This window comes from Facklamia hominis CCUG 36813 (genome assembly GCF_000301035.1).
Classification (GTDB): Bacteria; Bacillota; Bacilli; order Lactobacillales; family Aerococcaceae; genus Facklamia; species Facklamia hominis.
Window position 1 is genome coordinate 389304 of the sequence record NZ_JH932292.1, and the last position, 12921, is coordinate 402224.

The following is a 12921-nucleotide window of genomic DNA, read 5'->3' on the forward strand; positions in this document are numbered from 1 at the left end:
TGTATTAGGATAGCTAATGGAGCGACTCGGCCTTTTATATGGCATGGAAGCGGGATTTGGAGCGGATCGGCCTTTTTTATTGTCTGAAAGTGGGCTTTAGAGTGGCTCAACCTTTTCATTGGCTAGAAGCCTAATTTGGAATAGTCTCTGCCTTTTTATGGCTTGCTGACGGATTATGCTCAAATTTTCAAAAAATTAAACCGTTTTTAATGCATAAAAGAGGGTTTTTCGGGAGATTTGACAATCTATAAAAGAATACAAAGTCTGAACACTCACCTTAGATCGACTTGGGTAGAGTGCACGATATTGATCCATCGCAATTTGAATAGCTTGATTTTTAGAAGAACTTTCCCCACAATCGCGACAGGTTAAGCGACGATTCTCAATCTCAAGATTAAAACTCCCGCAACGATTACAGCGTAATCCTCTTCTTAGTGCTTGCCATGTCTCCTGTGAGATGTCATCCACGCAAGCGAATTCTTGATTAACCACTTGATTTATTAAATCCATGTCTGCTTGAACATAATCCGCTTGGTTCAAATTACAATCCTGAATTTTTTGAACGAGATATCGATTTAGTTGGTGTCGCATAACAATATCAAATGCTTCCTGACTATCCCAGATTACTTCCCCTTCAGGATGGATACTAATAAATGTACCAACAACGTTTAAACTTCTTTGTGTTTGTTGACTTAATTCCTTAACTAATGTCATACGACGTCGCATCGCAGCAAATGGGTCATTATGGAAAGCTTCTCCTCTTAATGTTGCTTGTTGATTTTCATATTTCAATATTCCATTATAATTTTTAATTTCTATTACCCACCAGAGATGTCTAGCTAAAATTAAATAGTCAATCTGTGTTTTACCAGCGATATCAAGATTCAAATTGTGAATCAATTTGATATTTTTTGGCAAATGACGCTTGAGATACTCATTGGCCTGCGCTTCTCCTTCAATCCCATATTTTAAAGCAAAATACTCACGCCATTCAGGACTCCCCTTTTTTAAAGCACCACGATAATACAATTCTTGTAACTGTTGAAATTTTTGCATAGTCTCACCTCTTAACAATAAATATTAAGTAGGTTCTCAAATGCGCTATATTCTTAAAAATTCTTGTTATCGAAAAATTTAAGAACTTTTAAAGCAACAGCTTCTAGAATTAAAAAATGCGAATTTGAATGGAAACCAGTATTCTAAGTGACTCCAGTATAACTAGGCGAACTGATTTTGGTACACTCAAACAGGCTTACATTAACACTCGGCTTATATTTTTGTACTCTCAAGGGGTTGAGTGTTACAATTTGGCCCGGATTTGCTACTCACAGGGGGATGAGAGTTACAATTTGACCGGTTTTAGTACTCTCCAAGGGGCGAGTGTTACAATTTGACCCTAGTTTAGTACTCTCAAGGGATTGAGAGTTACAATTCGAACCTAGTTTACTACTCTCAAGGAGATGAGTGTTACAATTTGACCCAGTTTTTGTACTCTCAAAGGACTAAGAGTTACAATTCGACCCTGATTTGCTACTTTCAGACGACTAAGAGTTACAATTTGACCCAGTTTTTGTACTCTCAGGAAGACGTGAGTTACAATTCAACCCGATTTTAGTACTCTCAAAGAGATGAGAGTTACAATTTGACTCGGATTTTGTACTCTCAGGAAGACGTGAGTTACAATTCGACCCGATTTTAGTACTCTCAAGGGAATGAGTGTTACAATTTGACCCGCGTTTAGTACTCTCAAGGAGATGAGTGTTACAATTTGACCCGAATTTTGTACTCTCAGAGAGACGAGAGTTACAATTTGACCCGATTTTAGTACTCTCAAGGGAATGAGTGTTACAATTCGACCCTTATTTGGTACTCTCAGACGACTAAGAGTTACTATTCGACCCTAGTTTAGTACTCTCAAAGGACCAAGAGTTACAATTTGACCCTAGTTTAGTACTCTCAAAGGACCGAGCGTTACAATTTCTCGCAGATTTAACTCACCTAAGTCTACCAAACACCCAAACCTAGCGACGCCTCCATCCTCCACTTTTAAATCAGCAATCATCAAAAAAACAGCCCCCAAAAGCCTAACTTTCGGGGGCTGGTCACTCGATTTAACGAAGCGAAGGCCTAATCATCTTGTTCATCAAGCAATTTTAGCCTTGCAATATGAAGATTGGTCACTTGTCCTAACTTGTCCAGATCGGCCAAAGTCGATCCATTATTATACCGGCTCGTCAAAGGTATATCAAAAGCTTGAAGCTCCACTTGTTGACCAGTGTCTCCTTGAATGATTAAAGGCACATTCCCTTTAATTAAAGCGACCGCACCGATAATTCGATGAGGCTGGGCTTTCAATTCTTTGAGAATGAGATTACCGACGCTAGCTCGATTGGAAGCTGCAAATTCAGCCACATCGATTCGCTTCACATTGCCTCGCTGAGTCAGTAGGAAGACTTGAGGTCGGCTGAGTTCTTGATGAATGACAAAGGCTGCAGCCACACAATCATCATCCTTCAACTTAATCGCCATCACCCCTTGAGCTTTCAAGCCTTGACTAGATATCTGATCAAGATTGAATCGTAAACCATAGGACCGTCGAGTCAAGAGTACCAGGTCATAACGCCCAGCTTGATGGGCTTGATAGGCAGCTACCAAGCGATCACTGGCATCTTGTAACTTAATCGCCTGTGCTGATCTTGTCTTATAGGATCTAAACGTCGTAAACTCGCTCAGCGGGGTTTGCTTAGCTCGGCCCTTAGCCGTCACTAATACAAGATTTGAACGGTCATCATTAATATCCGCCGAATCCTGACTCATCGTTTGAGCAAAGACAGCCACAATCTCTTCGCCAGCTTCTAGTTGATAATTTTGCGACCAATGAATTCCTAAGTCTTTCCAACGAATATCCGGTAATTCGTTAACCGGAATATGAAGATAATTCCCACAGGAAGTTAGGACGACGATCGCATCATGGGTTGATAATTCACGCACAAAAATTGGATAGTCCTGGTCACGCGACCCTAAATCTAGGGTGTCGGAGGCGCCAAAGGAACGAAGGGAAGTCCGCTTCATATAGCCTTCTCGGGTTACTGAAACATACACCTGCTCTTGAGGAATCAAGAGGGTCCGTTCAACACTGACTTCTTTCACTTCTTCACGCAATTGAGTCCTTCTTGGGCTCGGAAAAGCCTTTTTAACCTCTTTCAATTCTTTAATTAAAACCCGATTGAGACTTTTCTCATTTGCTAAAATATTCTGATACATTTGAATTTGTTCGTTCAAGTCCAACTTCTCAGCTTGCAAAGCGGTGATATCTGTATTAGTTAAACGATAGAGCTGCAAGGTAACGATCGCTTCCGCTTGCGCCATCGAGAAATCATACTGCTTAACCAAATTATCCTTAGCATCCGCCTTATTCTCTGACTGGCGAATCGTCGCAATCACTTCATCTAAAATCGAAACCACCCGAATTAATCCATCCACAATATGCAGACGTTTTTGATCTTTATCTAAAAGGTATCGCGTCCGGCGGGTGACCACTTCTTTTTGATGATCCAGATAAGCCTCCAACATCCGTGGAAGCGAACAAACGACAGGGCGACGATTATCAATTGCAACCATATTAAAATGATAATTCACCTGAAGGTCGGTATTCTTATACAAATAAGCAAGAATCGCATCAGGATCCACATCTCGCTTAAGCTCAACCACAATTGAGACACCATTAATATCCGAGTCATCTCGAACATCCACAATTCCGTCAATCTTTTTATTCAAGCGAATCTCATCGATCTTCTGCACCAATTTGCCCTTATTAATATCATAAGGAATTTCACTGATAAGCAATTGACTCTTACCCGCTTTAAGGGACTCGACCTCAACTTTAGACCGAACCACGACTTTACCCTGCCCAGTTTGATAGGCAGCTTTGAGATCGTCTAAACCTTCAATAATCGCTCCCGTTGGAAAATCAGGTCCTTTAATGAAATTCATAATCTGGTCTAGACTGACTGTTTTGCCATCATGTTCCAATAAATAAATCAAGGCATCAATCACTTCAGCCAGATTGTGTGGCGGAATATCGGTCGCATAGCCTGCCGAGATCCCAGTCGACCCGTTGACTAACAAATTAGGAAAACGTGCCGGTAAGACTCGGGGCTCTTCCAGGGTGTCGTCAAAATTCAACATCCAATCTACCGTGTCTGCGTGAATGTCACTCAATAAGGATGAGGCAATCTTGGACAATCTTGCTTCGGTATACCGCATCGCTGCCGCTGGGTCTCCATCCATCGACCCGTTATTTCCATGCATATCAATTAAAGGCAGGCGATTCTTCCAAGATTGAGACATCCGAACCATGGCTTCATAGACCGATGAATCCCCATGAGGATGATAATTACCAATCACATTCCCCACGGTCTTAGCCGACTTCCGATAAGGCTTGTCAGCCGTGTTCGAGTCTGCATACATGGCATAGAGAATCCGCCGTTGGACCGGTTTGAGTCCATCGCGAATATCTGGCAAAGCTCGATCCTGAATAATATATTTTGAATAGCGTCCAAAACGATCGCCGATGATCGCTGAAAAGTTCAATTCTTGAACGCCAGATTTTTCACTATTAGGCATTTAGGATCACTCCTCGAATAATTGAATTTGTTCCGTTTCTGAATCTAGGTCCCTTTTTGAAGACGATTTTACTGGCTTCGTCGAAGCAGATTTTGGCTTTAGATTCTCTTCTAGATGGGTTTGCTTGGTGGAAGCTGCTGGATTCTTATCCGCAATCAACGCTTCTTTGGCTAGAGTCTCTTTAGAAACTTTAGAATCTTGCCAGGTCTGATTATCTTGTAGTAATGAATCCTCTTCATCCATGGTAAATTGAACATGAGATTCAATCCACTTCCGTCTGGGCTCCACCTTAGCTCCCATCAAAGTGGATAGGCGTTTTTCAGATAAGGCCTCATCATCTAAGGTCACTCGAATCAGCAAGCGAGAGTCCGGATTCATGGTCGTCTCCCATAGTTGGTCGGCATTCATTTCCCCCAGACCTTTATAACGTTGTAAGGTATAGCCTTTCCCAACCTTTTTGATGGCTTGGGCTAATTCTTCATCCGTCCAAGCATATTCCACCTGTTCTTTCTTACCCTTGCCTTTAGAGACCTTATAGAGCGGTGGCATGGCAATATAGACCTTTCCTGCTTCGACCAAGGCCTTCATATAGCGATAGAAGAAGGTCAATAATAAGACTTGAATGTGAGCACCATCAGTATCCGCATCGGTCATGATGACGACTTTATCATAATTAACTGCATCCAAATCAAAGTCAGGACCAACGCCTCCACCGATCGTATAGATCATGGTATTGATCTCTTCATTTTTCATAATTTCACTCAAAGAGGCTTTCTCCGTATTAATAACCTTTCCTCTTAAAGGTAAAATCGCTTGATACTTGCGGTCCCGGCCAAGCTTGGCTGAGCCTCCGGCAGAATCCCCTTCGACGAGGAAGAGTTCATTACGGCTCGCATCCTTCGATTGCGCTTTGGTTAACTTACCAGATATCAGCCGTTCTGATTGTTTATTGCTTGAGGAGGATCGTGAAGCATCTCGGGCTTTACGAGCAGCTTCCCGGGTTTGGCGGGCCTTGAGTGCTTTTCGCAAGATACTTTGGGCCCATTTGCCATTTTCAGCTAGAAAATAGCCCACCCGTTCCATGACCACACTTTCAACTAATGACCGAGCTTTGGGGGTCCCTAACTTGTCCTTGGTTTGTCCTTCGAATTGCAGATACTGCTCAGGAACACGTAAAGATAGCACTGCCACTAAGCCTTCGCGCACGTCTGATCCTTCCAAGTTCTTATCCTTATCCTTGATCAAACCGACTTTACGACCGTAGTCATTAAAAGCCTTGGTAATCCCTGTTTTCATACCCGTCTCGTGGCTTCCACCACCAGCGGTTCGAACATTATTAGCAAAAGAAAGGATGGTCTCTGAATAACCGTCATTATATTGCATTGCAAAATCAATCTCGAAGCCTTCTTCCTGGGCAGAAAAACTAATAATATCGCCCATAACTTCCTTATCCTCATTTAAATAGGCAATAAAATCAATAAGCCCCTTTTCATAATGAAAACTCTCTACTTGTTCCTTAGACTGATCGGTTAAATCAAAGCGGACGTCCTTCAAAAGAAAGGCAGATTCACGTAAGCGTTCTGCCACTGTATCAAAACGAAAATGTGCCCCAGCAAAAATTTCAGGGTCTGGCATAAAGTGTACACGAGTTCCAGTTTGTCCTTTATTAGGGTGTTTGTGTTTCTTAAGTGGGGTGACTGGATGTCCCCCTTTTTCAAAGCGCATAAAATACTCATAATTATCGCGCCAAACAGTCACTTCCAACCAAGAGGATAGCGCATTGACGACCGAAGCTCCAACCCCGTGAAGACCGCCGGCTGATTTGTAACCGCCTTGCCCAAATTTACCGCCCGCATGAAGGACGGTAAAAATAACTTGAACGGTTGGAATACCGGAAGCATGTTGCCCAACAGGCATCCCCCGCCCATTATCTTCAACAATTACCGATCCATCCGATTGAAGGCTCACTTGGATGTGGTCCGCAAAGCCGGATAAAGCCTCATCGACAGAATTATCAACGATTTCATAGATTAAATGGTGTAAACCTCTTTGGTCCGTCGAACCAATATACATACCTGGCCGTTTTCGAACGGCATCCAAGCCCTCCAGAATCTGAATCGCATCATCTTCATACTGCTTTAATGAATTTTTATCTTGGGCCATTAGGTCACCTACTTTTATTTATTAGTGTTTCGAATACGAATCAACTGTTTTATCATAGCAGACATATTAGCCTTTAGGCAAGGAAATGCCCATCTTATCAATCAGACCCCATAAAATGATAAATGAAATTTCCTTGATAAAAAAGCATAACAATTGACATATTCAAACGATCATTATAATATACAATTATACAAAACATTTAAAGGAGTGAATGTATGTCAAACTTTTTAGAAATTGCTAACAAACGCCGTACTCAATATATGATTGGTGGTGAAGCGAATCATTCGATCGAAGAAATCGCGGCAGAATTAGCAAAAGTGATTACCGCTTCTCCTTCTGCTTTTAATTCACAGACTACTCGGTTGGTGATTGTAGCTGGATCGGCCAATCAAAAAGTCTGGGAAATAATTGATGGCACACAAAAAGAAATCTTAGATGACGGTATGTACAGCTACTTCAAAGGTGTTTTTGAGACAGCTAAGAATGCAGTCGGTACCGTCCTCTTCTTCGAAGACCGTCAAGCACTTGAAGAAAAGGTCACAACGACCCCTGAGCGTCGTGAATTATATAAAGAACAAAATGCCGCCATGGCAGAATATGCTGCTTGGTTACGTTTAGCTGAATTAGGCTATGGAGCTAACCTACAACACTTTAATATTGGCTTCCAACAAGGCTTTGACCGGTCCATTAAAGAAGCCTTAGACTTACCCGATCATTGGGAATTAAATGCCCAAATGTCTTTTGGTCCAGTTATCGAACCCGCACAAAACTTAGAAAAATTAAATCACGAAGAACAAGTTCGAATCATTAAGGACTAGGTCTTAAATGATTTTACTAATTGAGCTGATCCTTATTATCATAAGGATCACTAACTCTACACATTATTCGACTAATCAAAACTACCCGAAAGGCCTCCTTGGTCCGATCGGGTAGCTTTTTTAGGAACAATTTCAATGCGCTCTCTTTACTGATAAGCGTTCACCTTATCATCACTTCTTAATTAAGTCCCGTCTAACTAGCTCTATTGCCTTGTCCTCTTGCAAGGAGTCGTGATAGAATAGACTATATTGTAAAGGAGGATCAGCATGCCAATTATTATTTTATTATGCGCTTATCTGGCGGGATCAATTCCTTCTGGGGTCTGGTATTCAAAATGGGTTCACCACATTGATGTACGAGAACTCGGATCGGGTAATTCTGGTGGTTCTAATATAGGACGTAATTTTGGTAAAAAAGCAGCTTTTATCGTAATTACCATTGACTTATTAAAGGGATGGATACCAACAGCGTTAGCCTACCATTACTTTGCTGGACAACAAGATTGGTTGGTCATGGGTGTAGGAATTGCTTGTGTGATTGGTCATGCCTACCCCCTCTTTGCCCATTTTAAAGGGGGTAAAATTGTTGCGACATCAATAGGGGTTCTATTAGGCTTCCATTTTTACTTGGCTATTTGCCAAGTCATTCTACTTGTTATTTGCCTCTATCTCTCTTCCATGATTTCACTGGCCGCAATGGTCTCATACACCCTAACGGTCATCTATATTATTATGACTCAAGCCTTTGTCTATAAGATCGGTTTTACCGCCATCGCACTTTTTATGATTTACCGCCATCGACAAAATATTGACCGAATTCTTCATGGTAATGAACGACGTCTTCCATTTGGTCTGTATCGCACCAATAAATAACGACTCAATCCATTCAATCCTGAAAAAGGCTGTGACAAAAAAAGTCACAGCCTTTTTAGTTAATATTTAAAATTCACTCTGCCTTCAATCAGCTCTAACCTGTTGCAACAAATCCTCAATCTCCTGCATTTTACTTTGATGGTCTACTTGTCCAATAATTTTATCCGACTTGATTAGAAAGAGTGCAGGTACCGTTGAGATCTTCAAAAAATCAATCAAGTCATCAAAATCGGCATCCTCTTGATGATCCATCACATTATAATAAGCAATCCGAAGCTCCAAACGATCAGCCAAATGGTTCAGCTTTGGAACAAAAGCCTGGCAAAAAGGACAGTCCTCAAATCCCAGATACAAAAGATAAACTTGATCAGATTGTTGATTTTTATAATTTTGATAAGCTTGAGGCCCATTTAAAAGATCTAATGAAGTTTGATCTTTGGGATCCACCGGTATCGGTGGGTCCATCTGATGATACTGGTCCAAGGCCTGGTAAGCCTCTTGCTTTTCTTGCTTTGTAAGGTCCAAAAGATTAACTGACAATTCCTTGAGTTTTAAGGGATTTAGGTCAGAATAATTACTCTTAGAATAAGTCCCCTGACAAGCCGTTAATAATAAGACCAGCCCCATTATGACAATTTTCTTCATCATCTTTATATCCTACTCACTCTTATCAAAGCGAATGGTTAAATCATGTGTCTGCAACTGATTACAATCTAAAGCGATAATACCCTCTTTTTCAGTTAGATCCCCCTTGAAGTAATCATAATCTGAGATCCCGGTTGCAGCTTGTAATTGAATAAAATCGGCCCGCTTTGGATAGGAAGCCCAAATCCCTAGGTAGTACATACCACTTGGCTTAAATTCAATGCCTGCTCCTTGAACTTCATCCTTCAGTATCACTTCGGTATGATGGCTCACCTGATGAATCACAGGTCCTCGGCGGAATTCTTTATAATCTAAGATATGCTTGCTAACATCACTAAAATGGGTCTTACGGTCATGGACCAATCCTTCTTTATTCAAGGGAAGCCGGAAATAATGGCCTTCCGGTTCAATATCCAACCACACCCGATCAAATTCTCGTTTATTCTTTAAAGAATAGGTTGAAACATTAAAGGTTGGCAGGTAGCCCAAGCTATAATAAAGGGGCTGATCACTCGAAGGATTCAAGACCTCAAAAGAAATTGTAATTGTCTTTTCAAATAAGGTATAAGTCACCTGCAATGAAAAGTCAAAGGGATATTGTAAACGGGTCTCTTCACTTGACTTTAAGCAAAAGGAGACGGAATGCTGTGATTGATGTTGCAAACTAAAGGGCATCTCCCTTACAAAGCCATCTTGCGGCATAGAATAAACCTGATCTTTGTAACGATATTGATTATTCACTAATGAACCCACAAACGGAAAGGAGATGGGTGCTTGGAATGGCCAAGTTTTCTTATCTCCTTGCCAGATAAATTCATAATTCGATTTTTTATCAATCACTGATTGAATTTGTGCTCCTACTTCACTAATATCAATTTTTAATGATGAATTCTCAATTGTTACCATACAGGCTAACTCCTCTTTTTTATAATATATAATGACTTAAGTCCGTATTGTTCACTTTATCGGCTAAACGATCATCCACATATTTTTGATTGATTTCTACTTTCATTGGGGCATCAGCTGCTTCAAACAACAATTCTTCCAAGACAGTTTCTAAAATGGTATGAAGACGACGTGCCCCAATATTATCGGTTTCCCGGTTCAAGGTCACTGCATAATAAGCCATCCGTTGAATGGCATCCTCAGTAAAACTCACTTCCACCATTTCAGTTGCTAATAAAGCTTGATATTGCTTCAACAAAGCATTCTTCGGTTGAGTTAAAATATTAACGAAGTCTTCTTCAACAAGATCATCCAAATGCACTCGAATTGGGAAACGACCTTGCAGTTCTGGAATCAGATCCGATGGCTTACACTCATGAAAGGCTCCCGATCCAATAAATAAGATATGATCTGTCGCAATAATACCATACTTGGTTTGGACTTGAGATCCCTCCACAATTGGAAGAATGTCTCGTTGAACACCTTGACGAGAGACTTGACCAGAATCGCGACCTGACATAGCAATCTTATCCATTTCGTCAATAAAGATAATGCCAGATTCTTGGGCGAGTTTAAGTGCCTTTTGGTGAATGTCATCTTGATTCACTAGCTTATCCGCTTCTTCATCAGTTAATAGCTCAACCGCTTCTTTAACCGTAACAGTTCGCTCGATGAACTTCTTGGGCTTTAAGGAATTGATCGAATCTTGCATCTCCATCATCTGTTCCATGGCTGGGTTCAAGGAGGTCAACTGCACCTTTTGTTCCTGCATCTTAATGGTCACTTCATGTTTATCTAATTTATGGTCTCGAATTTGCTGACGGATAGCTCGGCGATTAGAAGCAAGCTCTTCACTCTCCACTTCCTCCTCTTCGCCCCCTTCTTCTGCTTGGGTCAATTGTTTAAATAAGGACTGCATATCAAATGGCATACCTTCCTTATGAGCTTCTTTTTTAGCTTTTTTCTCTTTGTTAGGTACCAAGGCTTTTGCCACCCGTTCAATGGCACGAGCTTCAGCAGTATCAGCGACCTCCTCATGCATCTGTTGACGCACGATCCGAATCGCATTTTCTACCAGGTCACGGACCATGGACTCGACATCTCGGCCAACATAACCAACTTCCGTATACTTAGTCGCTTCCACCTTGACAAAAGGTGCTTGCGAATATTTTGCCAATCTTCGGGCTATTTCTGTTTTACCTACCCCAGTAGGACCGATCATTAATAAGTTCTTAGGCTTCACTTCTTCTTGCATTTCATCGTCTAATTTTAAACGACGCTCACGATTACGCATGGCTACAGCCACCGCTCGCTTAGCTTGCTTTTGTCCAACAATATAACGATCTAACTCCGCTACAATTTGACGAGGACTAAAATTCTTCATTCTTCATTCTCCTAACTAAATGACTCAATAATGATATTGTCATTGGTGTATACATCGATTTCTGAAGCGATCTGAAGGGCTCTTTTAGCAATTTCTTCGGCCGTTAAATCATTTTCAATGCGAATCATGGCTCGAGCTGCTGACAATGCAAAATTACCACCCGATCCAATCGTTAAAATACCATCATCTGGCTCAATCACTTCCCCTGTACCAGAAACCAATAACAATTCATCTTTATTCATCACAATGATTAAGGCCTCTAAGCGTTGCAAAGATCGGTCTGTCCGCCATTGCTTGGCAACTTCCACAGCTGCTCTAGTTAATTGACCTTGGTGCGCTTGTAATTTTTCCTCAAACATCTCTGAAAGGGTCATCGCATCCGCTACACCACCAGCAAATCCAATCACCACTTGATCATTGAAGATTCGGCGGAGCTTACGTGCCCCAGATTTCATCACAAATTTTTCACCCATTGTTACTTGACCGTCACCAGCCATAGCAAGTTGATTTCCTTTTTTAACCGCACATACTGTCGTCATTCTGATTCCTCCTTAGATTGTCTTTTTGCCCTTGGAAAGGCATTTAAATAAGCTTTTTTTAAACTAGCATTGGAAATATGTGTATAAATTTGAGTCGAAGATAGATTCTCATGGCCTAGTAATTCTTGAACAGACCGCAAATCCGCCCCATGGTCCAATAGATGCGTCGCAAATGAATGGCGAAACTTATGGGGATGCACCGTTACGGTTAAATGATGCTGATCCACCAAGGCTTGAAGAATCCGTCGCAGTTGGTGACGGGTTAATGGCTTACCCTTATCCGATAAAAAGAGAAAATCTCCACTCTCACTCGAAACTAATCGGGGCCGATCCTGACTGAGATAGCTTTTAACAGCCAAGGCCGCTGGATCACCAAACGGAATCAGGCGTTCTTTATTCCCCTTACCGATTACCCGAAGCCATTGACGGTCCAAATCCACCTGAGTCAATTTTAGACCCACACACTCGGAGACCCGCATCCCGGTTCCATATAACAATTCAAGTAGGGCAAGATTGCGCTCTTTATGTGGCGCTTGATCACAACGAGCCGCTTCCAGCAGCTGGCTTATCTCTTCTTCATAAAAGAAGTCTGGTAATCGTTCTTTCTTTGCCTTATAAGTAATTAATTCCATAGGATCCTGATCAATCCACTCTCGCCTTAGGCAATAAGCAAAAAAAGACCGCAAGCTAGATAATTTGCGACTAATTGTGGTCGAAGATAAACCTCGTTCATTCAAGTAAGCTAAAAATAAGCGCATATCGTGATAGGTCAACTCGGCTAATTTCCCACCGCCTGATTGATCAATAAAAACTTGAAATTCCTCCAAGTCCCTTTGGTATGCTTGAAGAGTATGCTGTGAATAGCGTCGCTCGTTATTTATATAGGCTAAGAATGATTGAATCGCTGCTCGCAAACGTCCACATCCTT

The 12921-nt window shown here is 41.4% G+C and carries 10 protein-coding genes; 2 read left to right on the plus strand and 8 right to left on the minus strand.

Translation table 11 applies throughout. The annotated features are described in order from the left end of the window. Positions 1 to 195 precede the first annotated feature (195 nt). The 3 genes from HMPREF9706_RS01750 to parE all read right to left on the minus strand — a co-directional run bounded on the left by HMPREF9706_RS01750 (position 196) and on the right by parE (position 6789). Positions 196 to 1056, minus strand: coding sequence for a nuclease-related domain-containing protein (locus HMPREF9706_RS01750; RefSeq protein ID WP_006907639.1), 861 nt, complete (start codon positions 1054 to 1056; stop codon positions 196 to 198). A gap of 1071 nt (positions 1057 to 2127) precedes the next feature. Then, positions 2128 to 4626: a DNA topoisomerase IV subunit A gene (gene parC, locus HMPREF9706_RS01755; protein WP_006907640.1), complete on the minus strand. Its 2499-nt coding sequence runs from the start codon at positions 4624 to 4626 to the stop codon at positions 2128 to 2130. Positions 4627 to 4632: 6 nt separating this feature from the next. After that, positions 4633 to 6789, minus strand: a complete 2157-nt coding sequence (parE, locus tag HMPREF9706_RS01760; RefSeq protein ID WP_006907641.1) for a DNA topoisomerase IV subunit B — start codon at positions 6787 to 6789, stop codon at positions 4633 to 4635. A 215-nt stretch (positions 6790 to 7004) separates the two neighbouring features. Here parE and HMPREF9706_RS01765 point away from each other — a divergent pair, with 215 nt between their 5' ends. Further along, positions 7005 to 7607, plus strand: a complete 603-nt coding sequence (locus HMPREF9706_RS01765) for a nitroreductase family protein (RefSeq protein WP_006907642.1) — start codon at positions 7005 to 7007, stop codon at positions 7605 to 7607. 267 nt (positions 7608 to 7874) lie between these two features. Continuing rightward, the gene (plsY, locus tag HMPREF9706_RS01770; RefSeq protein ID WP_006907643.1) at positions 7875 to 8480 is read left to right on the plus strand and encodes a glycerol-3-phosphate 1-O-acyltransferase PlsY; all 606 of its coding nucleotides are present in this window, start codon (positions 7875 to 7877) and stop codon (positions 8478 to 8480) included. A gap of 84 nt (positions 8481 to 8564) precedes the next feature. Here plsY and HMPREF9706_RS01775 read toward each other — a convergent pair whose 3' ends face one another. The 5 genes from HMPREF9706_RS01775 to xerC are packed head-to-tail and all read right to left on the minus strand — an operon-like array spanning position 8565 to position 12907. Further along, entirely contained in the window at positions 8565 to 9125 is a 561-nt protein-coding gene (locus tag HMPREF9706_RS01775) for a thioredoxin family protein (protein WP_231285824.1), read from the minus strand. Between the two features lie 12 nt (positions 9126 to 9137). Beyond that, complete coding sequence (locus HMPREF9706_RS01780; protein WP_006907646.1) at positions 9138 to 10031, minus strand: aldose epimerase family protein; 894 nt, start codon at positions 10029 to 10031, stop codon at positions 9138 to 9140. 19 nt (positions 10032 to 10050) lie between these two features. Further along, the gene (hslU, locus tag HMPREF9706_RS01785; protein ID WP_006907647.1) at positions 10051 to 11454 is read right to left on the minus strand and encodes an ATP-dependent protease ATPase subunit HslU; all 1404 of its coding nucleotides are present in this window, start codon (positions 11452 to 11454) and stop codon (positions 10051 to 10053) included. Between the two features lie 11 nt (positions 11455 to 11465). Further along, positions 11466 to 11993, minus strand: coding sequence for an HslVU peptidase proteolytic subunit (hslV, locus tag HMPREF9706_RS01790; protein WP_006907648.1), 528 nt, complete (start codon positions 11991 to 11993; stop codon positions 11466 to 11468). Continuing rightward, on the minus strand, positions 11990 to 12907 hold the full coding sequence (gene xerC, locus HMPREF9706_RS01795; protein ID WP_006907649.1) for a tyrosine recombinase XerC: 918 nt from the start codon (positions 12905 to 12907) through the stop codon (positions 11990 to 11992). Before xerC ends, hslV begins: the two co-directional genes overlap by 4 nt. Between the last annotated feature and the right edge of the window lie 14 nt (positions 12908 to 12921).

Excerpts from the sequence above, each read along its gene's own strand:
- parE (WP_006907641.1), bottom strand. The coding sequence starts at position 6,789 with ATGGCCCAAGATAAAAATTCATTAAAGCAGTATGAAGATGATGCGATT.
- HMPREF9706_RS01765 (WP_006907642.1), top strand. The coding sequence starts at position 7,005 with ATGTCAAACTTTTTAGAAATTGCTAACAAACGCCGTACTCAATATATG.
- plsY (WP_006907643.1), top strand. The coding sequence starts at position 7,875 with ATGCCAATTATTATTTTATTATGCGCTTATCTGGCGGGATCAATTCCT.
- HMPREF9706_RS01775 (WP_231285824.1), bottom strand. The coding sequence starts at position 9,125 with ATGAAGAAAATTGTCATAATGGGGCTGGTCTTATTATTAACGGCTTGT.
- hslV (WP_006907648.1), bottom strand. The coding sequence starts at position 11,993 with ATGACGACAGTATGTGCGGTTAAAAAAGGAAATCAACTTGCTATGGCT.
- HMPREF9706_RS01780 (WP_006907646.1), bottom strand. The coding sequence starts at position 10,031 with ATGGTAACAATTGAGAATTCATCATTAAAAATTGATATTAGTGAAGTA.
- hslU (WP_006907647.1), bottom strand. The coding sequence starts at position 11,454 with ATGAAGAATTTTAGTCCTCGTCAAATTGTAGCGGAGTTAGATCGTTAT.
- parC (WP_006907640.1), bottom strand. The coding sequence starts at position 4,626 with ATGCCTAATAGTGAAAAATCTGGCGTTCAAGAATTGAACTTTTCAGCG.
- HMPREF9706_RS01750 (WP_006907639.1), bottom strand. The coding sequence starts at position 1,056 with ATGCAAAAATTTCAACAGTTACAAGAATTGTATTATCGTGGTGCTTTA.